This window comes from Rhodoferax sp. BAB1, assembly GCF_013334205.1.
Lineage (GTDB): Bacteria > Pseudomonadota > Gammaproteobacteria > Burkholderiales > Burkholderiaceae_C > Hylemonella.
Genome location: NZ_CP054424.1, coordinates 3552249 through 3575524, shown reverse-complemented (window position 1 = coordinate 3575524; position 23276 = coordinate 3552249). Strand labels below are relative to the sequence as shown.

24 protein-coding genes are annotated in these 23276 nt (G+C 67.6%); 7 read left to right on the top strand and 17 right to left on the bottom strand.

The genetic code is table 11. From position 1 onward, the window contains the following. Positions 1-10 precede the first annotated feature (10 nt). From HTY51_RS17310 to HTY51_RS17300, 3 genes are read left to right on the top strand one after another with little or no spacing between them, the layout of a single operon-like run. A complete protein-coding gene (locus tag HTY51_RS17310; protein WP_174253892.1) occupies positions 11-1183 on the top strand; it encodes an L-rhamnonate dehydratase in 1173 nt (390 codons plus the stop codon). Positions 1184-1188: 5 nt separating this feature from the next. Beyond that, positions 1189-2106, top strand: a complete 918-nt coding sequence (locus HTY51_RS17305; protein WP_174253891.1) for a dihydrodipicolinate synthase family protein — start codon at positions 1189-1191, stop codon at positions 2104-2106. 1 nt (position 2107) lies between these two features. After that, on the top strand, positions 2108-3553 hold the full coding sequence (locus tag HTY51_RS17300; protein ID WP_174253890.1) for an aldehyde dehydrogenase family protein: 1446 nt from the start codon (positions 2108-2110) through the stop codon (positions 3551-3553). Positions 3554-3636: 83 nt separating this feature from the next. Here HTY51_RS17300 and ssb read toward each other — a convergent pair whose 3' ends face one another. Both ssb and HTY51_RS17290 read right to left on the bottom strand, forming a co-directional pair. Then, positions 3637-4125, bottom strand: coding sequence for a single-stranded DNA-binding protein (gene ssb / locus HTY51_RS17295; RefSeq protein WP_174253889.1), 489 nt, complete (start codon positions 4123-4125; stop codon positions 3637-3639). A 27-nt stretch (positions 4126-4152) separates the two neighbouring features. Next, positions 4153-5325, bottom strand: a complete 1173-nt coding sequence (locus HTY51_RS17290) for an MFS transporter (protein ID WP_174253888.1) — start codon at positions 5323-5325, stop codon at positions 4153-4155. 270 nt (positions 5326-5595) lie between these two features. Here HTY51_RS17290 and uvrA point away from each other — a divergent pair, with 270 nt between their 5' ends. Then, positions 5596-8499: an excinuclease ABC subunit UvrA gene (uvrA, locus tag HTY51_RS17285; RefSeq protein WP_174253887.1), complete on the top strand. Its 2904-nt coding sequence runs from the start codon at positions 5596-5598 to the stop codon at positions 8497-8499. A 13-nt stretch (positions 8500-8512) separates the two neighbouring features. Here the strand turns inward: uvrA and HTY51_RS17280 are convergent, their stop codons facing one another. The 11 genes from HTY51_RS17280 to HTY51_RS17230 all read right to left on the bottom strand — a co-directional run bounded on the left by HTY51_RS17280 (position 8513) and on the right by HTY51_RS17230 (position 16812). Beyond that, positions 8513-9085 carry an RcnB family protein gene (locus tag HTY51_RS17280; RefSeq protein ID WP_254606923.1) on the bottom strand — a complete coding sequence of 191 codons (573 nt, stop codon included), beginning with the start codon at positions 9083-9085 and terminating at the stop codon, positions 8513-8515. A gap of 100 nt (positions 9086-9185) precedes the next feature. Continuing rightward, complete coding sequence (gene pyrF / locus HTY51_RS17275) at positions 9186-10028, bottom strand: orotidine-5'-phosphate decarboxylase (protein WP_174253886.1); 843 nt, start codon at positions 10026-10028, stop codon at positions 9186-9188. 46 nt (positions 10029-10074) lie between these two features. After that, the gene (locus HTY51_RS17270) at positions 10075-11043 is read right to left on the bottom strand and encodes a PDR/VanB family oxidoreductase (RefSeq protein ID WP_174253885.1); all 969 of its coding nucleotides are present in this window, start codon (positions 11041-11043) and stop codon (positions 10075-10077) included. An 8-nt stretch (positions 11044-11051) separates the two neighbouring features. After that, positions 11052-12101: an aromatic ring-hydroxylating dioxygenase subunit alpha gene (locus HTY51_RS17265; protein WP_174253884.1), complete on the bottom strand. Its 1050-nt coding sequence runs from the start codon at positions 12099-12101 to the stop codon at positions 11052-11054. Between the two features lie 154 nt (positions 12102-12255). Further along, on the bottom strand, positions 12256-12747 hold the full coding sequence (locus HTY51_RS17260; RefSeq protein ID WP_174253883.1) for a MarR family winged helix-turn-helix transcriptional regulator: 492 nt from the start codon (positions 12745-12747) through the stop codon (positions 12256-12258). A gap of 45 nt (positions 12748-12792) precedes the next feature. Further along, entirely contained in the window at positions 12793-13344 is a 552-nt protein-coding gene (gene thpR, locus HTY51_RS17255; protein WP_174253882.1) for an RNA 2',3'-cyclic phosphodiesterase, read from the bottom strand. A 53-nt stretch (positions 13345-13397) separates the two neighbouring features. Then, positions 13398-13829, bottom strand: coding sequence for a hypothetical protein (locus tag HTY51_RS17250; protein WP_217448219.1), 432 nt, complete (start codon positions 13827-13829; stop codon positions 13398-13400). A gap of 23 nt (positions 13830-13852) precedes the next feature. Next, positions 13853-14464 carry a uracil-DNA glycosylase family protein gene (locus HTY51_RS17245; RefSeq protein WP_174253881.1) on the bottom strand — a complete coding sequence of 204 codons (612 nt, stop codon included), beginning with the start codon at positions 14462-14464 and terminating at the stop codon, positions 13853-13855. Positions 14465-14673: 209 nt separating this feature from the next. Next, entirely contained in the window at positions 14674-15141 is a 468-nt protein-coding gene (gene rimI, locus HTY51_RS17240) for a ribosomal protein S18-alanine N-acetyltransferase (RefSeq protein ID WP_174253880.1), read from the bottom strand. A gap of 10 nt (positions 15142-15151) precedes the next feature. Continuing rightward, entirely contained in the window at positions 15152-15862 is a 711-nt protein-coding gene (gene tsaB / locus HTY51_RS17235) for a tRNA (adenosine(37)-N6)-threonylcarbamoyltransferase complex dimerization subunit type 1 TsaB (RefSeq protein WP_174253879.1), read from the bottom strand. Further along, positions 15859-16812 carry a DMT family transporter gene (locus HTY51_RS17230; protein WP_174253878.1) on the bottom strand — a complete coding sequence of 318 codons (954 nt, stop codon included), beginning with the start codon at positions 16810-16812 and terminating at the stop codon, positions 15859-15861. Before HTY51_RS17230 ends, tsaB begins: the two co-directional genes overlap by 4 nt. A gap of 53 nt (positions 16813-16865) precedes the next feature. Here HTY51_RS17230 and dacB point away from each other — a divergent pair, with 53 nt between their 5' ends. Both dacB and HTY51_RS17220 read left to right on the top strand, forming a co-directional pair. Then, a complete protein-coding gene (dacB, locus tag HTY51_RS17225) occupies positions 16866-18314 on the top strand; it encodes a D-alanyl-D-alanine carboxypeptidase/D-alanyl-D-alanine-endopeptidase (protein ID WP_174253877.1) in 1449 nt (482 codons plus the stop codon). 24 nt (positions 18315-18338) lie between these two features. Continuing rightward, a complete protein-coding gene (locus tag HTY51_RS17220) occupies positions 18339-18587 on the top strand; it encodes a SemiSWEET transporter (protein ID WP_174253876.1) in 249 nt (82 codons plus the stop codon). A 2-nt stretch (positions 18588-18589) separates the two neighbouring features. Here the strand turns inward: HTY51_RS17220 and HTY51_RS17215 are convergent, their stop codons facing one another. Genes HTY51_RS17215 through purE form a run of 3 tightly spaced genes read right to left on the bottom strand, consistent with a single transcriptional unit; the run spans position 18590 to position 21277 of the window. Further along, positions 18590-19585, bottom strand: coding sequence for an L-threonylcarbamoyladenylate synthase (locus HTY51_RS17215; RefSeq protein WP_174253875.1), 996 nt, complete (start codon positions 19583-19585; stop codon positions 18590-18592). Positions 19586-19598: 13 nt separating this feature from the next. After that, entirely contained in the window at positions 19599-20789 is a 1191-nt protein-coding gene (locus tag HTY51_RS17210) for a 5-(carboxyamino)imidazole ribonucleotide synthase (RefSeq protein ID WP_174253874.1), read from the bottom strand. Next, positions 20786-21277, bottom strand: a complete 492-nt coding sequence (gene purE, locus HTY51_RS17205; RefSeq protein WP_174253873.1) for a 5-(carboxyamino)imidazole ribonucleotide mutase — start codon at positions 21275-21277, stop codon at positions 20786-20788. The genes HTY51_RS17210 and purE overlap by 4 nt, the downstream gene beginning before the upstream one ends. Positions 21278-21313: 36 nt before the next feature. Between purE and trxA the strand changes: the two genes are divergently transcribed. Continuing rightward, on the top strand, positions 21314-22276 hold the full coding sequence (gene trxA / locus HTY51_RS17200; RefSeq protein ID WP_174253872.1) for a thioredoxin: 963 nt from the start codon (positions 21314-21316) through the stop codon (positions 22274-22276). 63 nt (positions 22277-22339) lie between these two features. Here trxA and HTY51_RS17195 read toward each other — a convergent pair whose 3' ends face one another. Next, positions 22340-23236: a phosphoribosylaminoimidazolesuccinocarboxamide synthase gene (locus HTY51_RS17195; RefSeq protein WP_174253871.1), complete on the bottom strand. Its 897-nt coding sequence runs from the start codon at positions 23234-23236 to the stop codon at positions 22340-22342. Between the last annotated feature and the right edge of the window lie 40 nt (positions 23237-23276).

Below are 23276 nucleotides of genomic sequence, written 5' to 3'. Positions count from 1 at the left end.
AAGTCCGTTAATGAAAATCAAATCCGTCCGCGCCCGTGTCTTCGAATGGAAGGGCAAGACCGTTCCGCCCCAGGGCAACTTCTGCTCCAACGCCATGGACCTGCTGTACTCCAAGGCCGAGACCATGAGCACCTTCCGTTTCCATTCCTGGACGGTGGTGGAAGTGGAGACCGACGACGGCATCATCGGCCTGGGCAATGTGGCCCTGGCCCCCAAGATCGCCAAGGCCATCATCGACGAGTACCTGACACCCCTGGTCCTGGGCCAGGACCCCTGGGACTACGAATACCTGTGGCAGCGCATGTACCGCGCCACCCACGCCTGGGGCCGCAAGGGCGTGACCATGGCCGCCATCTCGGCGGTGGACCTGGCCATCTGGGACATCCTGGGCAAGAGCGTGAACAAGCCGGTGTTCAAGCTGCTGGGCGGGCGCACCAAGGAAAAGATCCCCTGCTACTACAGCAAGCTCTACCGCACCGACCTCAAGGCCATGCAAGCCGAGGCCCAGCAGTTCAAGGACCAGGGTTTCAAAGCCTTCAAGATGCGCTTCGGTTACGGCCCGGCACACGGCCAGCAGGGCGTAACGGAGAACCTCAAGTCGGTGGAAGCCGTGCGCGAGGTGATCGGTTACGAGAACGACCTGATGCTCGAGTGCTATATGGGCTGGAACCTGGAGTACGCCAAGCGCATCCTGCCGAAGCTGGAGAAGTTCGAGCCGCGCTGGCTGGAAGAACCCGTGATCGCCGACGACATCGACGGTTACGCCGAACTCAACCAGCTCACCAGCATCCCGATCTCGGGCGGTGAACACGAGTTCTCGCTCTACGGTTTCAAGCAGCTGCTCGACAAGAAGGCGGTGAGTGTGGTGCAGTACGACACCAACCGCGTGGGCGGCATCACGGCTGCGCACAAGATCAACGCCCTGTGCGAGGCCTACAGCGTGCCGGTGATCCCGCACGCCGGCCAGATGCACAACTACCACCTGACCATGAGCACCCTGGCCTCGCCCATGGCCGAGTACTTCCCCATCTTCGACGTGGAAGTCGGCAACGAGCTGTTCTGGTACATCTTCGACGGCGAGCCCATCGCCGAGAATGGTTTCCTGGACCTGCGCGACGACGTGCCCGGCCTGGGCCTGACGCTCAAACGCGATTACCTCGACCAGTTCCACATCACCGAGTGATCGCCATGCAGCGTCGTTACCAGGGCGTATTTCCGGTGGTGCCCACCACCTTCCATGAAGACGGCACGCTGGACCTGGAAAGCCAGAAGCGTTGTGTCGACTTCATGATCGCTGCCGGCTCCAACGGCCTGTGTTTACTGGCCAACTTCTCAGAGCAGTTCTCGCTCTCGGACGAGGAACGTGAAGTCATCACACGCGTGGTGCTGGAGCATGTGGCGGGCCGGGTGCCGGTGATCGTCACCACCACCCACTACGGCACGGCCGTCTGCGCCGCACGCAGCCGCCGCGCGCAGGAGCAGGGCGCCGCCATGGTGATGATCATGCCGCCGTATCACGGCGCCACCTTCCGCGTGCCCGAACCGCAGATCTACGAGTTCTATGCGCGGGTGTCGGATGCCATCGACATTCCCATCATGGTGCAGGATGCGCCGGCCAGCGGCACGGTGCTGTCACCGGCTTTCCTGGCCCGCATGGCCAGGGAGATCGAACACCTGGCCTACTTCAAGATCGAGACTGCGGGCGCTGCAGCGAAGCTGCGCGAGCTGATCCGCCTGGGCGGTGAGGCCATCGAAGGCCCCTGGGACGGCGAAGAGGCCATCACCCTGCTGGCCGACCTGGACGCTGGCGCCACCGGCGCCATGACGGGCGGCGCCTACCCCGACGGCATACGCACCATCATCGACCCCTACCTGGTCGGCGACCGCGAGGCTGCGGTGACGGCCTACGCCAAGTGGCTGCCGCTGATCAACGCCGAGAACCGCCAGGGCGGCATCCTGACCGCCAAGGCGCTGATGAAAGCCGGTGGTGTGATCGCCTGCGAGGCGGGCCGCCACCCTTTCCCTGCTATGCACCCCGAGGTGCGCGCCGGCCTGCTGGATGCGGCCAAACGCCTGGACCCGCTGGTGCTGCGCTGGGCTCGCTGAAATGATTCACGCCAACTACATCGCCGGCGAGTGGCTCGCCGGCAGCTCTGCTGCGCCCAATATCAACCCCTCGAACCTCGCTGACGTGGTGGGGCACTACGCACTGGGCGACGCCGCGGCGGTGGACGCCGCTGTGGCCGCGGCACAGGCCGCCTTCCCCGCCTGGTCCACCAGCGGCATCCAGGCCCGTTTCGACGCGCTGGACCGCATCGGCTCCGAAATCCTCGCGCGACGCGAAGAGCTGGGCACCCTGCTCTCACGCGAAGAGGGCAAGACCCGCCCCGAAGGCATAGGCGAGGCCACGCGCGCGGGCCACATCTTCAAGTTCTTCGCCGGTGAATGCCTGCGCCTGGCCGGAGAGACCCTGCCCTCGGTGCGCCCGGGTGTTGGTGTCGAGATCACGCGCGAACCCATCGGCGTGGTGGGCCTGATCACCCCCTGGAATTTCCCCATTGCGATTCCCGCCTGGAAGATCGCCCCGGCCCTGGCTTTCGGCAACTGCGTGGTGCTCAAGCCGGCCGACCTGGTACCGGGCAGCGCCTGGGCCCTGGCCGACATCATCAGCCGCAGCGGCATCCCGACCGGCGTGTTCAACCTGGTGATGGGCCAGGGCAGCGTGATCGGCGAGGCCATCGTCCGGCACCCGGGCGTGAACGCCGTGAGCTTCACCGGCTCGGTCGGTGTGGGCCGGCGTATCGCCGAAGCCTGCGTGCAGGCGCACAAGAAGGTGCAGCTGGAGATGGGCGGCAAGAACCCGCAGGTGATCCTGGACGACGCCGACCTGAAACAGGCGGTGGAGCTCAGCGTGCAGTCGGCCTTTTTCTCCACCGGCCAGCGCTGCACGGCCTCGAGCCGGCTGATCGTGACCGCAGGCATCTACCCGAAGTACATCGCCGCGCTGCAGGCGCGCCTGGCCACGCTCAAGATCGGTGATGCCTTGGCAGCAGGCACCGACATCGGTCCGGTGGTCTCGGAGCAGCAACTGGCGCAGGACCTGCGCTACGTCGAGATCGCGCAGGCCGAAGGCGCAAGCCTGGCCGCGGGTGGCCAACGCATCACTTGCCACACCAGCAGCGGCCACGAGGGTTATTTCATGCGCCCCGCCCTGCTCACCAACACCACGCCGGCCATGCGCATCAACCGCGAGGAGGTCTTCGGCCCCGTGGCCAGCGTGATCCGCGTGCAGGACTACGAGGAAGCCCTGGCCGTGGCCAACGACAGCGAGTTCGGCCTGTCGGCCGGCATCGCCACCACCAGCCTCCAGCACGCCACCCACTTCAAGCGCCACGCCCAGGCCGGCATGGTCATGGTCAACCTGCCCACGGCGGGGGTGGACTACCACGTGCCCTTCGGTGGCAGCAAGGGCAGCAGCTACGGCCCGCGCGAACAGGGGCGCTACGCGCAGGAGTTCTACACCACGGTGAAGACGGCGTACACGCTGGCCTGAACTTCGCCCACCGCCACCCTCTGCCAAAAAGCAAAGAGCCCCGGTCAACGGGGCTCTTGCGCTTCTGCCTGAGGCAGAAAAGGTCAGAACGGAATGTCGTCGTCCATGTCCTCGAAGCCGCTGGCCGATTTGGCCGGGGCCTGCTGGCGCGGAGCGGCGCTGGGAGCCGGGCGCGAGGCCGGGGGAGCGCTGCGACGCGGGGCGCCACCACCGTCTTCGTCCGGACCGCCCGAGCCTTCACGGCCGCCGAGCAGCTGCATTTCGGTGGCGATGATGTCGCAGGTGTTCTGCTCAACACCATCCTTGTTGGTGAACTTGCCGTATTTGATGCGGCCTTCGACGTAAACCGGGCGGCCTTTCTTCAGGTATTCGCCGGCGATCTCGGCCAGGCGGTCATAGAAGGTGACACGGTGCCACTGGGTGTCCTCGATCATCTCGCCCGAGTTCTTGTCCTTGCGGCGGCTGGAGGTGGCCACGCTGACGTTGGCCACGGCCTGGCCCGAGGGCAGGTAACGGATTTCGGGGTCGCGGCCGCAGTTGCCGACCAGGATGACTTTGTTGACGGATGCCATGGGAAATTCCTCCAGATATTGGGGTGATTATGGCGCTTTGCGGCCAGGCGCCGCCATGGGCCAGGCCAGCAGCAGCCACAGGCCCATGCCGACCGCACAGGCGATGAAAAGCGTCGGCACGCCCTGGGTCTTGACCAGCCAGCCGCCGGCCGCGCCGCCGGCGAAGAAACCCAGGGACTGCAGGGTGTTGTAGACCCCCAGGGCCGCGCCGCGCGCATGGGGCGGGGCCACGCGCGAGGCCAGGCTGGGCTGGCTGGCTTCGAGCACGTTGAAGCCGCAGAAGAACAGGAAAAGCATGAAGGCCAGCCAGGCGATGTGCGGCGCATCCGCCGCCCACAGCAGGCCCAGCTGCACCAGGGCGATCAGCGCAATGGAGCCCAGGAAAACGGCACGCAGGTAACCGCGGCGCTCCAGCGGGAACAGGGTGGCGCCCATGACAAAAAAAGAGGCCAGCACGGCCGGCAGGTAGACCCACCAGTGCTGCGCCGGGGGCAGGCCGGCCTGCACCAGCAAGGCGGGGATGGCCACCCACATGGCCAGCTGCACGGCGTGCAGGATGAAGACACCCGCATCCAGGCGCAGCAGGCCGGCGTGCCTGAGCACCTCGGAGAGCTTGCCGCGCGGCTGGTTCTTGTGCTGCAGGGGCTCGGCAGGCACCCACCAGATCACCACGGCCACGCCGGCCAGGGCCAGCGAACCCGTCAGCGCGAACAGGCCGGCCAGGCCGATATAGGTCACGAGCAGCGGGGCCAAGACCAGGGAAAGCGCGAACATCAGGCCGATGCTGGCACCCACCAGGGCCATGGCCTTGGTGCGCACCTCGTCACGGGTCTGGTCGGCCAGCAGGGCGGTGACAGCGGCCGAAACGGCGCCGGCGCCCTGCAGGGAGCGGCCGATGATGAGCCAGGTCAGGCTGCCGGCCAGGGCCGCCACGAAACTGCCCAGGGCAAAAACCAGCAGGCCGGCAATGATGACGCGCTTGCGCCCCAGGCGGTCCGAGGCCATGCCGAAGGGGATCTGCAACAGACCCTGGGTCAGGCCGTAGATGCCCATGGCCAGGCCGATGAGCACCGGGTCGTCGCCGCCGGGGTAACGGGCGGCTTCCAGCGCGAACACCGGCAGCACCAGGAAGAGGCCCAGCATGCGCAGGGCGAAGATGGCGGCCAGGGAAGCGCTGGCACGCCGCTCGTGCGCGGTCATGGCGTAGGCGTCAGGGCTGGCGGCGGAGGTAGCGACTGAAGAGGACACGGGGAAAGCGGGCACCGGAATAGAGAAGGCCCGCGCAGGGGCGGGCAAGAGCTGTATTGTCCCCGATCCGGGAGGCGGGGTGTTTTAGCTTCAGGAATTCTCTATCATGGATGGTTTTGCCCATAGGCCGCCCTTGAACTCCACCCCTGAAGGCCTCCGCCCCCCGTCCATGCCGAAGAAGGCCAGGGGCGCTACCTGGCCCGCGCCCTGCAGCAGCAGGCCATGCACATCCGCGGGGCGCGCACGCACAACCTCAAGAACATCGACCTGGACATCCCGCGCAACCAGCTGGTTGTGATCACGGGCCTCTCGGGCTCGGGCAAGTCCAGCCTGGCCTTCGACACCCTGTACGCCGAGGGCCAGCGCCGTTACGTGGAAAGCCTCTCGACCTACGCGCGCCAGTTCCTGCAGCTGATGGACAAGCCCGACGTAGACCTGATCGAAGGCCTGTCGCCCGCCATCAGCATCGAGCAGAAGGCCACCAGCCACAACCCGCGCTCCACCGTGGGCACGGTGACCGAGATCCACGACTACCTGCGCCTGCTTTACGCGCGCGCCGGCACACCGCACTGCCCCGAGCACGGCCTGCCGCTGCAGGCGCAGACGGTGAGCCAGATGGTGGACGCCGTGCTGGCCCTGCCCGCCGACACGCGCCTGATGATCCTGGCGCCGCTGGCGCGACAGAAAAAAGGCGAGTTCGGCGAAGTCTTCGAGACCATGCAGTCCCAGGGTTATGTGCGCTTTCGCATCGACGGCCAGGCCCTCAACTTCGACGAGCTGCCCACGCTCAAGAAGACCGAAAAACACGACATCGACGTGGTGATCGACCGCCTCAAGGTGCGCGACCCCGGCGAACCCGAACACGCCGCGCTGCGCCAGCGCCTGGCCGAGAGCTTCGAAGCTGCGCTGCGCATAGCCCAGGGCCGCGCGATTGCGCTGGAGACCGACGCCAACACCGAACACCTGTTCAACGCGCGTTACGCCTGCCCGCTGTGCCACTACTCGATCAGCGAGCTGGAGCCGCGCCTGTTCTCCTTCAACTCGCCGCAGGGCGCCTGCCCCACGTGTGACGGCATCGGCCAGCAGGAGTTCTTCGACCCGGCGCGGGTGGTGGCCTTTCCGTCCTTGAGCCTGGCCGGTGGCGCCATCAAGGGCTGGGACCGGCGCAACGCCTATTACTTCGCCATGCTGGAGAGCCTGGCCAAACACTACAAGTTCAAGCTGGAAGACCCCTTCGAGGAGCTGCCGCCGGAGATCCAGCAGGTCATCCTGCACGGCTCGGGCGAGGACGAGATCAAGTTCAGCTACGTGATGGACTCGGGCGCCTCCAAGGGCCGCAAGGTCAGCAAGACCCACCCCTTCGAGGGCATCATCCCCAATATGACGCGGCGCTACCGCGAGACCGACTCGGCCCTGGTGCGCGAGGACCTGGCCCGCCTGCGCGGCACCCAGCCCTGCCCGGCCTGTGCCGGCACCCGGCTGCGAGCCGAAGCGCGGCACGTGAAGCTGGGCGAGGGCGAGCAGGCACGCGCCATCTTCGAGGTCAGCCACCTGACGCTGCGCGAGTGTTTCGATTATTTCGAGCAGCTGCAGCTGCACGGCGCCAAGGCCGGCATCGCCGACAAGGTGGTGCGCGAGATCCGGTTGCGCCTGAAGTTCCTCAACGATGTGGGCCTGAACTACCTGAGCCTGGACCGCAGCGCCGAGACGCTGTCGGGCGGCGAGGCCCAGCGCATCCGCCTGGCCAGCCAGATCGGCAGTGGCCTGACCGGCGTGATGTACGTGCTGGACGAGCCCAGCATCGGCCTGCACCAGCGCGACAACGACCGCCTGATCGAGACCCTGCGCCATTTGCGCGACATCGGCAACAGCGTGCTGGTGGTGGAGCACGACGAGGACATGATGCGCGCGGCCGACCACCTGATCGACATGGGGCCTGGCGCGGGCGTGCATGGTGGCCGCGTGGTGGCCCAGGGCACGTATGAAGAGGTCAAGGCCCATGCGGATTCGCTGACGGGCCAGTACCTGGCGGGCACACTGCGTATCGCGGTGCCCACCCGCCGCACGCCCTGGCTGCCCGAGCGCGCCGATGTCGGGGCGCAGCCGGCACGCAAGAGCGAGGACCGGGCCGACTTGCAGCGCCTGCAGATCATCGGCGCCAGCGGCAACAACCTGAAGGACGTCACGGTGGACGTACCCGTGGGCCTGCTCACCTGCGTCACCGGGGTCTCGGGCTCGGGCAAGTCGACCCTGGTCAACGACACGCTGTACAAGGCGGTGGCGCGCCAGCTCTACCGCGCGCACGACGAGCCGGCCCCCGTCAGGGAGATCGAGGGCATCGAGCATTTCGACAAGGTCATCAACGTCGACCAGTCGCCCATCGGCCGCACACCGCGCTCCAACCCGGCCACCTATACCGGCCTGTTCACGGCCATCCGTGATCTCATGGCCGAGGTGCCGATGGCGCGCGAGCGCGGTTACGGCCCGGGGCGTTTCAGTTTCAACGTGGCCGGCGGCCGTTGCGAGGCCTGTCAGGGCGACGGCATGGTCAAGGTGGAGATGCACTTCCTGCCCGATGTCTATGTGCCCTGCGACGTCTGCCACGGTGCGCGCTACAACCGCGAGACGCTGGAGGTCATGTACAAGGGCAAGAACATCGCCCAGGTGCTGGACCTGACGGTGGAAGCGGCCTACGCCTTCTTCAAGGCCGTGCCGGCCATTGCCCGCAAGCTGCAGACCCTGCTGGACGTGGGCCTGAGTTACGTGAAGCTGGGTCAGTCGGCCACCACACTGTCGGGCGGCGAGGCGCAGCGCGTCAAGCTGGCGCTGGAACTCTCCAAGCGCGACACCGGCCGCACGCTCTACATCCTGGACGAGCCGACCACCGGCCTGCACTTTGCCGACATCGACCTGCTGCTCAAAGTGCTGCACCAGCTGCGCGACGCGGGCAACACCATCGTCGTGATCGAACACAACCTGGACGTCATCAAGACGGCCGACTGGCTGATCGACATGGGACCCGAAGGCGGCGCCGGCGGCGGCACCGTGGTGGGGGTGGGCACGCCCGAGGAACTGGCCGCGAACCCGGCCAGCCACACGGGGCGTTATCTGCGACCCCTGCTGTAGGGGCCGGCGGCGGCTAGCGCTGCAGGTCTTCGATGGCGTCGATGACGATGCTGGTGCCCACTGCGATCAGCAGGATGTCCTGCGCCACGCGCACGAACTCATGGCCGGCCGGCGGCGTGCCCAGGCGCACGCGGATGTCGGCCTCGACCGGGCGGTAGCCGATGTCACGCGGCAGGGGCTGGCCCATCTTCCACTTCTTGGCCTGGCCGGGCGGCTGGCAGCCGTTGCCCTTCTTGGCCAGGCCGGGCGGGCAGTTGGCACGCGACGGTTGGCCATAAGCCTCGTAGACCGAGCTGCGCTGGCGATCGCCAAAATAGCCACCGATCTGGATCTGCACGTTCGAGCCGCCGCGGCGATCGTCGCGCCTGTCATCGCGCCGGTCGTCCCTGCGGTCGTCGCGACGGTCATGCTTGTCGTCGCGCCGGCTTTCACGCTGGTCATCCCGGCGGTCGTCGCGCCGCTCGTAGCGGTCCCTGTCACGTCCTGGCCCGCTGGCCCCCGGGGCCTCGGCCACCACGGAGCAGCCGCCCAGTGCCATGGCGCCGATCACGGCGTACAGCGGTAATTGCTTGAGCATTTTCATCATGACCCACACTCCTGCGCAGCCTGGGCTGCAAAAACATGACCTTGATTGTGCCTCCGGGAGGCGGCCCGTGCCGGCCGGCTACTTTTTGTTTCAGGTGCCTTCAACCGCGTGCAGCGTGCAGCAGATCCCGCGTCTGGCGGGCCACCTGGCGCGCGGCGGCAGCGTAGTCCGCCCCCTGCGAGGCGTAGAGCACGGCACGCGAGGAACTGACGACGATGGGGGCCGTGGTGGCCCCGTCGCTGCCCGCACGCCAGCCGGCCTTGACGGTTGCGGTGGCATCCCCGCCCTGCGCCCCCACACCGGGGATCAGCAGGGGCATGGTGGGCGCCACGGCCCGCACCCGCTCGATCTCCGCCGGGTAGGTGGCGCCCACCACCAGCCCCAGCTGTCCATTTGTATTCCACGGCCCCTGGGCCAGGCGGGCGATGTGTTCGTACACCAGTGGCTCACCGGGCACGCTGGCCAGGCGCTGGGCCTGCAGGTCGTCGCCACCCGGGTTGGAGGTGCGGCACAGCAGGAAGGCACCCTTGCCGTGGTACTGGAGATAGGGCTGGATGGAGTCAAAGCCCATGAAGGGAGAGAGCGTCACGGCGTCGGCGCCATAACGCTCGAAGGCTTCCTTGGCGTACTGCTCGGCCGTGCTGCCGATGTCGCCGCGTTTGGCGTCCAGGATCACGGGCACGTTCGGTGAGACACGGCGCATATGGGCCATGAGCTTTTCGAGCTGGTCTTCGGCACGATGGGCCGCGAAGTAGGCGATCTGCGGCTTCCAGGCGATCACCAGGTCGGCCGTGGCCTCGACGATGGCGGCGCAAAAGTCGTAGATCTTCGAGGCATCACCGCGCAAGGCAGCGGGAAAACGGGCCGGCTCGGGGTCCAGGCCCACGCAGAGCATGGAACCATTGCGCCGTTCGGCGGCGCTCAGCATGTCGAGAAAAGTCATGCCGCTATTGTAAGAAGGGGCCGTAGTGCCCCCTCTTACGTCTTGCTCAGAGGTCGAGCACCAGCCGCGGCGTCTTGGCGCGCGAACAGCAGGGTGTGAACTGGTCGTTGGCGGCCTGCTCATCGGGCATGAGGTAGCTGTCCTTGTGGTCGGGCACCCCTTCGAGCACCCGCGTGAGGCAGGTGCCGCAGACACCCTGCTCGCAGGAGACCATGACTTCCACGCCGGCCGCGGCCAGGGCTTGGGTCACGGTCTGGTCCTTGGAAACCATGATGATGCGCCCCGAGCTGGCGAGCTTGATCTCGAAGCCCGCGTCGCTGTCGGACTTGGCCACTTCGGCGCCGAAGAATTCGTAGTGCAGCTGAGCCTCGGGCCAGCCCTGGGCCCGCGCCGTGCCCAGCACCGCGTCCATGAAGCCCCGCGGGCCGCAGACGTAGAGATGGGTGCCGGCCTCGGGCTGCTGGAGCAGCGCCCCCAGGTCCAGCTTCTGCACCGCTTCGCCGCTGTCGTAATGGAAATGCACGCGATCGGCAAAGGCCGATGCGGCGATGCGGCCGCGGAAGGCCGTGCGCTCCGGTGCGCGCGTGGCGTAGTGCATCTGGAAGTCCGCACCCGTGATGGCCAGGCGCTCAGCCATGCACAGAATGGGCGTGACGCCGATGCCGCCGGCCAGCAGCAGGTGCTTTTTCGCATCATGGGCCAGGGCGAAGTGATTGCGCGGTGCGCTGATCGTCAGCACGTCGCCTTCCTGCACGGCATCGTGCACGGCCGTGGAGCCGCCGCGCGAAGCGGCATCGCGCAGCACGCCGATCTGGTAACGGTGCGTTTCCTGCGGATCGTTGCACAGTGAATACTGGCGTGTCAGGCCATTGGGCAGGCTGACGTCCACGTGCGAGCCGGCGGAGAAAGCCGGCAAGGCCTTGCCGTCGGTGGCCACCAGTTCCAGCGTGACGATGTCCTGGGCTTCGACAGCCTTGCGCGCCACGCGCACCTGCAGGGTCTGGTTGGTACTCATGATCGGTCTCAGGCGGCCTGGGCCAGGGATGTGGACTGCTCGGCAGCGATGTGGCGGTCGATGATCTTGCGCGATTGCACGCCGCCGGCGTCGATGTTGAGCATGAGCAGCTGGCGTTCGGGCCAGAGCAGCAGGTTCTTCTGCTGGCGCTCCAGCATCTCCAGGTCTTCGGCGAAGATCTTGCCCTGGCCTTCGCGGATGGTGGCGGTCAGCGCCTTGTCTTTCGGGTTGAACTTGCGCGCCATGCCCCAGAAGTAGTGGATCGAGGTTTCCGTCTCGGGGGTGATGAAGTCCACCACCACGCTGTAGACCTTCTTGTCGTTCGGCGCGTCGTAGCCGCCATGGCCCTGCAGGGCCACGCCGACCTCGATCATCACGTGGCTGGGCGGGCTGAAGCGGCAGATCTGCCAGCGGTCCACCGGCACGTCGTCGGGCAGGCTGTTGCTGCGCAGTGCGGCTTTCCAGAAAGGAGGCGGCAGGATGCCGTTCATGTAGCGGCTGGTGACCACCATGTCGCCTTCGACCACGGTCTTGCAGGGTGTCTCGTCGATCTCCTTCTGCCCGATGGACGTGCTGTGCACATAGGTCTCGTGCGTGAGGTCCATCAGGTTGTCGATCATGAGGCGGTAATCGCAGGCGATGTGGTACAGGCCGCCACCGTAGGCCCACTCGGGGTTGTCGTACCACTCCAGCACGGGGATCTTGCCCTCGTCGGCCTGGGCCGCATCTCCGGGCCAAACCCAGATGAAGCCGTAGCGCTCGACCACGGGGTAACTTTTGATGGCAGGGAAACCGCGCACGCGCTGGCCCGGCATGTGCACGGTCTTGCCGTCACAGCCCATTTCCAGGCCGTGGTAGCCGCAAACCAGCTTGCCTTCGCAGACATAACCCAGGGAGAGCGGCGCACCGCGGTGGGGGCAGAAGTCCTGCACGGCGGCCACCTTGTTTTCCAGGCCGCGGTAGAACACGATGCGTTCGCTGCAGATGCTGCGACCCAGAGGCTTCTCATCGATTTCGCCGGACGTGGCAGCGACATACCAGGTGTTTTTCGGGAACATGAGGGGCTCCTGCTGAGGTTGAACAATAGGCGGGTTTTCCACATTCCGCACACTGAATGTCATTCATTGTACTGAATGATTGAGGCCTGTCAAACCCTCCAGCCCCGTGTTTTCCCTGTGCCTGAGCTGTTCCGGACCGACGGCCGGGGCCGCCTCAGGCCTTGGCGGCGAGGCGGATCTTGCGGACTTCGGTCTGGTGCTGGGGGTCATGCAGGTGCACGAATTTGCGCAGCAGGCGCATGAATTCCTTCTGCTCGCCCGGCTCCAGGCTGCTCATCATGCCCTGGTAGAGCACGTCCACGCCGGGCTTGAGCTCCAGCAGCACCTCTTCGCCGTCCGGGGTCAGGGACAGGCGGCGCTGGCGGCGCGGCATCACCTCGCGCAGGATCCAGCCCTTGGTCTCCAGGCGTGCAGCGATGTCGGCCGTGGTGGAGGTGTCCAGCGCAATCAGCTGGGCCAGCGTGACCTGGTCGATGCCCGGGGTCTCGTGCAGGGTGCGCAGGATGGCGTACTGGATGGGCGTGACATGGCGACCGTGCACCTCATGGAACTTGGAGACGGCGATCTGCTGGGCACGGCGGATCAGGTGGCCAGGCTCGTCATAGAGTTCGATGGACAGCGGGGCATCGGTGGTGGGGATGGTCATGGCAGTGGCGGGATGAAGATGGCGTTGCTGGACAGCGATTGTGCTTCATGCCTGCAGGGCTGCGGCCGCACCGCTGTCGCCATAGCGCTGCAGCACGCGGTAGCGTGACTCGGGCCGGCCGGTCGACTCCATCAGCACATAAGCGTGCACCGGCCAGCCCCAGGCCGGCGGCGCGGGCGGCAGGGCCTGCGCTGCACGACGGGCCAGGGTGAGGTGCGGACGGTAAGGGCGTTCGTCGGTGCGCAGGCCCAGTTGGCGCAGGCGTGCGCCCTGGGCATCGTGCAACTCTTGCAAGGCCGGCGGCACCGCCATGGGCAGCAGCACCGCCAGCCCGTGCGGCCACAGGGCCGGTACGCCAAAACGCAACTCGAACGGTGTGACCGGCAGGGACAACCCCGCCTGCAGTTCGTCCACACGTGCGCGCGGCACGGGGCCGATGTAGTGCAGGGTCACGTGCCAGTCGTCCCCGGCATACACCGCCGCATCGGCCGGCCAGCGCCAGGCCGCAGCGTGGATCGCCAGCACGGCCTGAACGGCGGCTGGCGGAAGCAGTGCGAGGAAAAGACGGGCCGTGTCGGGGGCGGGAGGCTCATGCACGCGGGTCGCTCCTCAGCAGCCGGCAAGCACTGGATTCCGTCCGCCGCCGGGAATCAGCGCGGCGCGCTCAGCTGGCCTTGCTGCGGCACGGGCGGTGCAAGCGGGGCCGGCATGACGCCCTCCCTGACCTCGCGCACGCCAGAGACGAAGTACTCGGTCTCACCGAAGCAGGTGGTGGGAATGAACTTGTGCTGACGGTAGTGCAGCACCACGCGCTTGCCGGAAAGGTCGTTGATCTGCTGCACCACGGCCTCGTCGCGCACGGTGAACTCGAACTTCTCGGGAATGGCGCCGGGCATGGTGACCATGGCGATCTCGCCCTCCCAGGTCTTGCACAGCCAGCCCTTGTTTGACAGCTTCTGCACATAACCGGCGCGCTCGCCCTCGGCGTAGCTCCAGCTCAAGGTGAACCAGATCCAGCCGCCGGCCAACAGCAGCAGGATGGCCAGGAAGGCGAGGAGCAGGCGAAGGATTGTGGTTTTCATGCCGGGGTTCCCTTTTTGACAATTCAGGCCGGTGTGCCGGCGCGCATCACGTCCATGGCCAGACAGAGGTCAGCCCAGGACTTGGCCTTGTCCTGCGGCGTGCGCAGCAGGTAGGCCGGGTGGTAACTCACGATGACGGGCACGCCTTCATAGCTGTGCACCTGGCCGCGCAGCTTGCCCAGCGGCATGGTCGCCACCTCGGGCACGCTGTGCTGCAGCAGGGACTGGGCGGCAAAACGGCCCAGCGCCAGGATGATCTGCGGCTGCAGCAGCGCGACCTGGCGCCGCAGGTAGGACTCGCACTGCAGCACCTCTTCGGGCTGCGGGTTGCGGTTGGCCGGCGGGCGGCACTTGAGCACGTTGGCGATGTAGACACCCTGCGCCCCCGTGCCCTGGCGGTTCAGGCCCACGGCCTTGAGCATGTTGTCCAGCAGCTGGCCGGCCTGGCCGACGAAGGGCTCGCCCTGGATGTCCTCGTTCTCGCCCGGCGCTTCACCGACCACCAGCCAGCGTGCCTGCGTGTCGCCCACGCCGAACACCGTGTTCTTGCGACTCTGGCACAGGCCGCAGGCCTGGCACGATGCCACCGCCTGCTCCAGCGCCTCCCAGTCCATGCCCGCAATCTCGGCCGGCATGGCCCGCGCCGCAACAGGGGCTGCCGGGACCGTGGCCGGGCGCGCCACGGCCACGCGGGCCGCCGGCTCGGCGGCCTCCCCCCTCGAGGGGGGCTGGGAGGGGCGTCGTCAAGAACGTCCCCGGGGACCGAAGGTCCCCAGACCCTCACCCCCATCTCCTCCAGCATGGCGCGTTGCCGCGTATCCAGTTGCAGACTCATGAGCGAATCTTACAGACGCAGGCTCATGACCACCGCATCCTCGCGCCGGCCATGGCCGGCGGGGTAGTAGGCCTTGCGCAGGCCGACGCGGCGGTAGCCGTGCGATTCGTAGATGGCGATGGCGCGCGTGTTGCTCAGGCGAACCTCCAGCCACAGCCACTGCGCGCCCAGGCCGCGCGCCCACAGCGCCAGCGCGTCGAGCATGACACGCCCCCAGCCCTGGCGCTGGTACTCCGGCGCCACCGTGATGTTGAGCAGGTGCACCTCGTCCACGCCCTGCATGGCCACGTAATACCCCAGCAGTTCCCCACCAGCCAGCAGCACGCGGGCGTGGTAGCCCGAACGCAGCGCATCCATGAAGTTGCCGCGCGTCCAGGGGTGCGGGTAGGCACGCTGCTCGATGGGCAGCAGCTGTTCGAGCAGCGTGGCATCCAGCGGCTCGAGGCGGGCTTCGACGGGTTCGAGGACGGCACTCATGCTTTAGGGCTCAGCGGACGGCCTTGGCGGCGGCGCGCTCCTGCGTAGTCTGGGCCACTTTATCGCGGATGTAGCGCGGCAGGGCATCAGCCGCGGCCACGGCGTTGCCCGCAGCCAACAAGGACGGCGCCAGCCGCAGCATGGCTGCCGCAGTGGGCAAAGCCTGCCAGCAAGGCAGTTCGGGCGGCAACGACAGGCGCTCGCCGTACTCGGCAAACACATTGCCGGCGAGGGCCTGGGCATCCTCGAGCATCAACTGCTCGGGTTTGAGCAGGCTGAAATCGGCCTGCTGCTGCCAGTTGCCTGCGACGTAGGCATAAGGTGCGGCATAAAGTTCGCCCATGCGGGCGTCGAGCAGGGCCAGCAAGCGCAGGCTTTGCTGCTGCGGCGCCTGCTGCGCACGCGCCTCCTCGGCCACCGCCAGCAGCGTGTCCACCGGCAGCAGGGGCACACCCGCGCCAAAACCAAGGCCCTGGGCCACGGCACAGGCGGTGCGCAGGCCGGTGAAGGAACCCGGCCCGCGGCCGAAGGCAATGGCATCGAGTTCCTCGAAGCGCAGGCCGGCCTCGGCCATCAGGGTTTCGATGGCGGGGATCAGCGCGCTGGAAGCCTGGGCGCCCCCGGCACCGGTGTGCAACCAGACGTGCGGCACACCGTCGACGAGGCGCGTGACGGCGAGGGAGATCAGCTCAGTGCTGGTGTCGAAGGCGAGCAGCTTCATGATTGCTTGCGCACCCCGAAGGTGATGCCCACCGTCACCAGCACCAGGCCGGCCAGCAGGTTGGCGTGCAGCGGCTCGCCCAGGAAGACGACGGCGCCCAGGGCCGAAAGACCGGGCACCAGGGCCGTGATCATGGTGGAGCGCACCGGTCCGAAGTACTGGATCATGCGCACGAAGGTGATGCCCGAGATCACCACCGAACCCACGCCCTGGAAGACCACCTGGAACAGCAGTTCGCCCAGCGGTGCGGTGAACAGCCGGCTCTCGATGGCGCCCAGCCCCTGCAACAGCAGGTAGAAGGGCAGGTAGCTGAACAGCGCGAACACGGTGACCGCCGTCGTGGCGCGCACGGCATCCAGGCCGTGCCGGCGCGTCAGCACGCTGTAGACCGACCAGCTCAGGGCCGCGCTCATGAAGAGCAGGTCGCCCTTCCAGACCTCGCCGCCCTCGAAGGCGCGCAGCAGGCTGGCCCCACCGACCAGCAGGTCGCCCCCCACAATGCAGGCCAGGCCGATGATGCGCGCCGGCAGGATGGGCGTGCCCAGCATCAGTGCCGCCAGCAGCGTGGTCCACAGCGGCAGGCTGCCGGGCATGAGCACCGAGGCGTGTGCCGCCGGCGCATAGAAGAAGCCCGCATAAGCCAGCAGCGCGTAGCCGAAGCCGCCGAACACACCGCACAGCGCGGTCACGCGCAGCGCCAGCGGCGACAGGCCGAAGAAGGACGAGGCCGTGGCCAGCCCTTGCGCGCGGTCGCGCCGCACCAGCCACCAGCCCAGGGGCAGCAGCACGGCGCTGGCGCCGATGATGCGCGCCAATGCGATATCGAAGGGGCCGAGCGAACCCTGGGCCGAAGCACGGGCAATGACGATGAAGGCGGTCCAGATGCCGACGGTGATGACCGCAGCCGCGATGCCGAGGGTGCGCGGGGACAGGCCCTTGAGGAAATGCATGCCCGCATTATCGGTGGCCGGCGCCAGTTCAGCATTGCCTTAGACTCGTTGCCATGTCGACCTTGCGCACCTCGCTCCTGCCCTTGCTCGCCAGCTTGCTGCTCCTGGCCGGCAGCCCGGCCCAGGCCCGGGAAACCGCCCTCCCCCCCAGCGTGATCAAGGCGCTGGCGCGCGCCAAGGTGCCGGTCGAAGCCGTGGGTGTGGTGGTCGAGGAAGCCGGAGGCGACAGCCGGCCGCTGCTCAGCCACCGCGCGGGCACGCCCATGAACCCGGCCTCGGTGATGAAACTGGTGACCACCCTGGCCGCGCTGGAAACCCTGGGGCCGACCTGGAACTGGCGCACACCGGTGTACGTGGAAGGTACGGCGCGCGAGGGCACGCTCTACGGCAACGTCTACATCCAGGGCCAGGGTGATCCCAAGCTGGTGGTCGAACGCCTGTGGCTGCTGCTGCGCCGTGTGCAGGGCCTGGACATCCGCAACATCGCGGGTGACATCGTGCTCGACCGCAGCGCCTTCGAAGCCGTCGCCCACGACCCCGCCGAATTCGACGGCGAGCCGCTGCGCCCCTACAACGCAGCGCCCGATGCGCTGCTGCTGAACTTCAAGTCGGTACTCCTGACCTTCGTGCCCGACCGTGGCGCCAACGCCGCACACGTGCACGTGGAGCCGCCGCTGGCCGGCGTGACCTGGCCCAGCCACGTGCCGCTGCGCGAGACCGAATGCAACGACTACCGCAGCACGCTGCGTGCCGACTTCTCCGACCCGACGCTGCCGCGCTTCGCCGGCCGCTATCCGGCGGCCTGCAATGAAAAAATCTGGCCCCTAGCCTATGCCGATCCGGCCAGCTACGGACCGCGCGCCATCGAGGGCATGTGGCGCGCCATTGGCGGCCAGCTGCAGGGCAAGGTGCGCTACGGCGCCGTGCCCGAAGGCCTGGCGCCGGCCTTCGCACTCGAGTCACCGCCGCTGGCCGAGGTGGTGCGCGACATCAACAAGTACAGCAACAACGTGATGACGCAGCAGCTCTTCCTCACGCTGAGCCTGCAGCAGCAGGGCCGCGGCACGCTGGCCGGCTCGCGTGAGTTGCTGCAGGAATGGTGGCGCGAGCGCTTTGGTGCCGGCGAGGTGCCGCAGATCGCCAACGGCTCGGGCCTGTCGCGTGAGGACCGCATGACGGCCGGCGCACTGGCGCGCCTGCTGCAGTACGCCTGGACCTCGCCACTGATGCCCGAACTCATGAGCTCCCTGCCCATCAGCGGCCAGGACGGCACGCTGCGTCCCAGCCGCTGGCGCGCCAAGGGCAGCGCGCATCTGAAAACCGGCAGCCTGCGCGACGTGGCGTCCGTCGCCGGTTTCGTGCATGCCGACGGTGGCCGGCGCTACGTGCTGGTCGCCATGGTGAACCACCCCAACGCCGGCGCCACGCGCCCGGCCATGGAAGCCCTGGTGGAGTGGGTAGCGCAGCAGCCGGCCAGGGGCCGGAAGAAAAAAGACGACTGACCTCCCGACAAGCAGCACCCGCACATGAACGACGTCATCGGCTACATCGCCGCCAGCCTGACCACCCTGAGCTTTCTGCCCCAGGCCCTGCACACCTTTCGCACGCGTGACGTGAGTGGCATCTCGCTGGGCATGTACAGCCTGTTCACGGCGGGCGTGGCGCTGTGGCTGGTCTATGGCCTGCTGCTGGGTGCCTGGCCCATCGTGGTGGCCAACGCCGTCACGCTGGCGCTGGCCCTGGCCATCCTGGTGATGAAGCTGCGCTACCGCTGAGCTCAGCTGGCGGCGGCGCGCTGCAGGCGATCGTTCACGCCTTCCCAGTCGGGGGCCCCGGGCGGCGTCTCGACCCAGATCAGATTCACGCCCTGTGCATCGAAGTCACGCAGCACCGCGAACAGCTGCTGCGCAGCGGCGCCCGCATCGTCCGGCATGCGCCGGTACAGCACTTTCGCGGAAGGCACACGCAGCAGGCTGCGCGCGTAGACGGCAATGGTGGCGCCGTCGAAATCCTTGCCCAGCACGTCCAGCGCCGTCTGCAGCGCGCGGTCGTCCATCAGGCGCAGCTTGGCGTTCGGTGCGTAATGCGCTTCCAGCGTGCCGGAGGCGCGCGGAGCGGGCGAGGCGACATCCTCTTTGTCCAGCAGGCGCAGGCCGCAGGCCGCCTGCACCTGCTCGCGTGTGATACGACCCGGACGCAGCAGCACGGGGGCGCCGCGTGTGCAGTCGATGATGGTGGATTCGATGCCGACGTCGCAGGGGCCGCCGTCCAGGATGAGCAGGCCCTCGCCGAACTCGCCGCGCACGTGCGCGGCCGTGGTCGGGCTGACGCGGCCGAACTGGTTGGCGCTGGGCGCGGCCACACCGTGCACGCCCAGTTCGCGGGCCGCCAGCAGCAGGGCATGCGCCACGGGGTGCGCGGGACAGCGCAGGCCGATCGAGCCCTGGCCACCGGCTGCCGCCGCGCCCACCTCGGGGCGGCGCGGCAGGATCAGGGTGAGCGGGCCGGGCCAGAAAGCCAGCATGAGTTTTTGCGCGAAGGCCGGCACCTCGCGCGCGAAGTGCTCCACACCACTGGCGTCGGCCACGTGCACGATCAGCGGATGGTCGCTGGGCCGGCCCTTGGCAGCGAAGACCTTCGCCACCGCCGTGTCGCTGGCGGCGTCAGCCCCCAGGCCGTAGACGGTCTCGGTCGGCAGGCCCACCAGCTCGCCGGCCCGCAAGGCCTGCGCCGCAGCGGCGACCGAGGCCGGATCCCGTCCGTCGAGGATCACGCTGCGCCCCTGTTCAGAAGGGCTCGATGCCCAGGATCCTGGCCGCCGCGAGTGCGGTGGCACGCACCTCGTCCACGGTCTGGCCGGTGATGTTGAGATGGCCCATCTTGCGGCCCTTGCTGGCCTTGAGCTTGCCGTAGAGATGCAGATGGGTGCCGGGCAGGGCCAGCACCTGGTCCCAGGGCGGTGCGTCCTGGAAGGCCAGCCAGATGTCGCCCAGCAGGTTGAGCATGATGCTGGGGCTGTGCAGGCGCGGCTGCACCAGGGGCAGGCCGGCCAGGGTGCGCACCTGCAGGTCGAACTGGGAGTGGTCGCAGGCGTCGACGCTGTAATGGCCGCTGTTGTGCGGGCGCGGGGCCATCTCGTTGACGACCAGGCTGCCATCCTGCAGCACGAAGAATTCAACGCAGAGCACGCCCACATAACGCAGGCCCTCGGCGATCGACTTCGTGGCAGCGATGGCCTGCGCCGCCAGCGCGGGCGGCACATTGCCATCAAAAACCTCGGTCACGGCCAGGATGCCCTCGCGGTGCAGGTTGCGCTGCACGGGGAAGTTGACGATCTGGCCGTCCCAACCGCGCGCGACGATGACCGAGCACTCGGCCGCTAGCGGCAGCATCTTCTCCAGCACGCAGGGCACGTTCTTCAGCTCGTCCCAGGCGGCGGCCAGTTCGGCGCGCGTCTTCACGCGCATCTGGCCCTTGCCGTCGTATCCGAGGCGCGAAGTTTTCAGGATGCCCGGCAACAGGTCATCGCCGACGGCCGCCAACTGCGTTGCCGTCTCGATCACCGCATGGGGCGCCACCGGCACGCCGCAGCGCACGAAGTGCGCCTTCTCCTGGGCACGGTCCTGCGCAATGGCCACGGCCTCGGCGCCGGGCGCCACCGGGCGGTGCGCACCCAGCGTCAGCAGGGCGGGGGCCGGCACGTTCTCGAACTCGGTGGTGATGGCGGCGCAGCGCTGCATCAGTTGCGCCAGACCCTGCTCGTCCAGGTAGGCGGTCTGGATGTGGTGGTGGCTGACCAGGCCGGCCGGGCTGGCAGCGTCGGGGTCGAGCACGGCGGTGAAATAACCCATGCGCTGGGCGGCGTGCACGAACATGCGGCCGAGCTGGCCGCCACCCATCACGCCCAGGGTGGCGGGCTGGCCATTGACCAGGGTGCCGGGCAGGATGCGGCCGGTAAGTGGGGGGGTATGGCTCATATCGCGGGCGGCAGGCTCATGCCGCGCGCGGTGGCGGTCTGCTCGGCGCGATAGGCTTCAAGCTTCACGCGCAGGGCCGGGTCGTCGTTGGCCAGCATGGCCACGGCAAACAGCGCCGCATTGGCCGCACCGGCGGCGCCGATGGCGAAGGTGGCCACCGGGATGCCCTTGGGCATCTGCACGATGCTGTGCAACGAGTCCACACCCTGCAGGTGTTTGCTGGGCACCGGCACGCCCAGCACCGGTACCGTGGTCTTGGACGCCAGCATGCCGGGCAGGTGGGCCGCACCACCGGCACCGGCGATGATGGCTTTGAGCCCCCGGCCAGCGGCCGTTTCGGCATAGGCGAACATGTCGTCGGGCATGCGGTGCGCCGATACCACCTTGGCCTCGTGGCCGATGCCAAAGTGGTGGAGAATCTGGACTGCCTGTTGCATGGTGTCCCAGTCCGAACTGGAGCCCATGACGACGCCGATGAGTGTTTTCATCCCCGAATTTTACTTTCCCGTCCCGGATCGCCCCAAATGATCGATATCACCACTGAAAACTTCGAAACCGAGGTCATCCAGGCCTCCATGTCCGTGCCCGTGCTGGTCGATTTCTGGGCCCCCTGGTGTGGCCCCTGCAAGTCCCTGGGGCCCATCCTGGAAAAGCTGGAGACGGCCTACGAGGGCCGCTTCGTTCTGGCCAAGATCGACTCGGACCAGCAGCAGGAACTGGCCGCAGCCTTCGGTATCCGCAGCATCCCGACCTGCGTGCTCATGATGGGCGGCAAGCCGGTGGACGGTTTCATGGGCGCCCTGCCTGAAGGCAAGCTGCGCGAGTTCCTGGACAAGCACCTGGGCGGCGAGGGCCAATTGCAGGCAGCACCGGAAGAGTTGAACGAAGCGCAGCAAGCCCTTGAATCGGGCGACATCGACAGCGCCATCGCCCGCATGAGCGAGGCCCTGCAGGCCGAACCGGCCAACGACGAGCTGCGCTACGACTACGTCAAGCTGCTGATCGGCACCGGCCACCTGGCCGAGGCGGCCAGCGCGCTGGCCCCGGCGCTGGCGCAGATCCCGGTGCCGCTGCGTTTCGAAGCCCTGCAGCAATGGCTCAACGCACTGGAGTTCGTCAGCACCGACCCACGCGGCCAATGGCCGCTGCCAAAGTTCGAGCAGCTGATCACCGCCAACAAGCGCGACTTCGAAGCCCGCTTCGCCAAGGCCCGCGTGCTGATGGCGGCCAACGAGTGGGTGATGGCGCTGGACGAGCTGCTGGAGATCATCATGCGCGACAAGAAGTGGGACGAGGAAGCGCCGCGCAAGACCTTTGTCGGCATCCTGGAGCTGTTGACGCCGCCCAAGCCCAAGAACGCGGGCCCCGAAGCCAGCGGCAAGAGCGCCGGTGGCATTGAACTGGCCGGCCCTGCCAGCGTGGAGCAGGACGAGCAGGCGGCGCTGGTCTCCTCCTACCGGCGCAAGCTCAGCATGGCGCTGAACTGAAATACGCCGCCCATGCAAAACGGCACCCGCGGGTGCCGTCTGCTTTTGTACCTGTAGCGGGGTTCAGGTCGTGAGCCGGGTCAGCGCCTCGCGGTACTTGGCCGCAGTCTTCTCGATGACCTCCAGCGGCAATTTCGGCGCAGGCGCCTTCTTGCCCCAGGGCTGACCATTCACCATGGCGGTCTCCAGCCAGTCGCGCAGGAACTGCTTGTCGTAACTGGGCGGGTTGGCGCCCTCCTTGTAGCCTTCGACCGGCCAGTAGCGCGAGGAGTCCGGCGTGAGCACCTCGTCCATCAGCACCAGCTTGCCGTCCGGGCTCAGGCCGAACTCGAACTTGGTGTCGGCAATGATGATGCCCTTCCTGAGTGCGATCTCGCTGGCGGCCTTGTAGATGGCAATCGAGATGTCGCGGATCTTCGCGGCCAGCTCGGGGCCGATCATTTCCACCGTCTTCTCGAAGGTGATGTTCTCGTCGTGCTCGCCCACCTCGGCCTTGGCCGCGGGCGTGTAGATGGGCTCGGGCAGCTTGCTCGCATTCTTCAACCCGGCCGGTAGCTTGACGCCGCAGACCGACTGGCTGGCCTGGTATTCGGTCCAGCCGCTGCCGGCCAGGTAACCGCGCACCACGGCTTCCACCGGGATGGGCTTGAGGCGCTGCACCAGCATGGCACGGCCTTTGACCTGCGCCACCTCGGCCGGCGTGACCACGCTCTCGGGGTTCTCGCCGGTCAGGTGGTTGGGGCAGATGTGGCCGAGCTGGCCGAACCAGAACAGCGCCATCTGCGTGAGCAGCTCGCCCTTGCCGGGGATGGGCTCGCCCATGATGACGTCGAAGGCGCTGATGCGGTCGGACGCCACCATGAGGATGCGGTTTTCGCCCACGGCGTAGTTGTCGCGCACCTTGCCGCGCGCGAGCAGGGGCAGGGAGGTGAGACTGGAAGTGTGCAGGGCAGAGGTCATGGTGGGGCCTGAAATAGAAAAGCCCGGCGCTGGAACGCCG

Excerpts from the sequence above, each read along its gene's own strand:
- purE (WP_174253873.1), bottom strand. The coding sequence starts at position 21,277 with ATGAAAACACTCATCGGCGTCGTCATGGGCTCCAGTTCGGACTGGGAC.
- HTY51_RS17245 (WP_174253881.1), bottom strand. The coding sequence starts at position 14,464 with ATGCCGGCCGAGATTGCGGGCATGGACTGGGAGGCGCTGGAGCAGGCG.
- rimI (WP_174253880.1), bottom strand. The coding sequence starts at position 15,141 with ATGAGTGCCGTCCTCGAACCCGTCGAAGCCCGCCTCGAGCCGCTGGAT.
- pyrF (WP_174253886.1), bottom strand. The coding sequence starts at position 10,028 with ATGACTTTTCTCGACATGCTGAGCGCCGCCGAACGGCGCAATGGTTCC.
- HTY51_RS17210 (WP_174253874.1), bottom strand. The coding sequence starts at position 20,789 with ATGAGCCATACCCCCCCACTTACCGGCCGCATCCTGCCCGGCACCCTG.
- HTY51_RS17310 (WP_174253892.1), top strand. The coding sequence starts at position 11 with ATGAAAATCAAATCCGTCCGCGCCCGTGTCTTCGAATGGAAGGGCAAG.
- HTY51_RS17250 (WP_217448219.1), bottom strand. The coding sequence starts at position 13,829 with ATGAAAACCACAATCCTTCGCCTGCTCCTCGCCTTCCTGGCCATCCTG.
- HTY51_RS17270 (WP_174253885.1), bottom strand. The coding sequence starts at position 11,043 with ATGAGTACCAACCAGACCCTGCAGGTGCGCGTGGCGCGCAAGGCTGTC.
- HTY51_RS17265 (WP_174253884.1), bottom strand. The coding sequence starts at position 12,101 with ATGTTCCCGAAAAACACCTGGTATGTCGCTGCCACGTCCGGCGAAATC.
- HTY51_RS17290 (WP_174253888.1), bottom strand. The coding sequence starts at position 5,325 with ATGACCGCGCACGAGCGGCGTGCCAGCGCTTCCCTGGCCGCCATCTTC.
- HTY51_RS17260 (WP_174253883.1), bottom strand. The coding sequence starts at position 12,747 with ATGACCATCCCCACCACCGATGCCCCGCTGTCCATCGAACTCTATGAC.
- HTY51_RS17305 (WP_174253891.1), top strand. The coding sequence starts at position 1,189 with ATGCAGCGTCGTTACCAGGGCGTATTTCCGGTGGTGCCCACCACCTTC.
- HTY51_RS17300 (WP_174253890.1), top strand. The coding sequence starts at position 2,108 with ATGATTCACGCCAACTACATCGCCGGCGAGTGGCTCGCCGGCAGCTCT.
- HTY51_RS17280 (WP_254606923.1), bottom strand. The coding sequence starts at position 9,085 with ATGATGAAAATGCTCAAGCAATTACCGCTGTACGCCGTGATCGGCGCC.
- ssb (WP_174253889.1), bottom strand. The coding sequence starts at position 4,125 with ATGGCATCCGTCAACAAAGTCATCCTGGTCGGCAACTGCGGCCGCGAC.
- HTY51_RS17220 (WP_174253876.1), top strand. The coding sequence starts at position 18,339 with ATGAACGACGTCATCGGCTACATCGCCGCCAGCCTGACCACCCTGAGC.
- dacB (WP_174253877.1), top strand. The coding sequence starts at position 16,866 with ATGTCGACCTTGCGCACCTCGCTCCTGCCCTTGCTCGCCAGCTTGCTG.
- HTY51_RS17230 (WP_174253878.1), bottom strand. The coding sequence starts at position 16,812 with ATGCATTTCCTCAAGGGCCTGTCCCCGCGCACCCTCGGCATCGCGGCT.
- uvrA (WP_174253887.1), top strand. The coding sequence starts at position 5,596 with ATGCACATCCGCGGGGCGCGCACGCACAACCTCAAGAACATCGACCTG.
- HTY51_RS17195 (WP_174253871.1), bottom strand. The coding sequence starts at position 23,236 with ATGACCTCTGCCCTGCACACTTCCAGTCTCACCTCCCTGCCCCTGCTC.
- trxA (WP_174253872.1), top strand. The coding sequence starts at position 21,314 with ATGATCGATATCACCACTGAAAACTTCGAAACCGAGGTCATCCAGGCC.
- tsaB (WP_174253879.1), bottom strand. The coding sequence starts at position 15,862 with ATGAAGCTGCTCGCCTTCGACACCAGCACTGAGCTGATCTCCCTCGCC.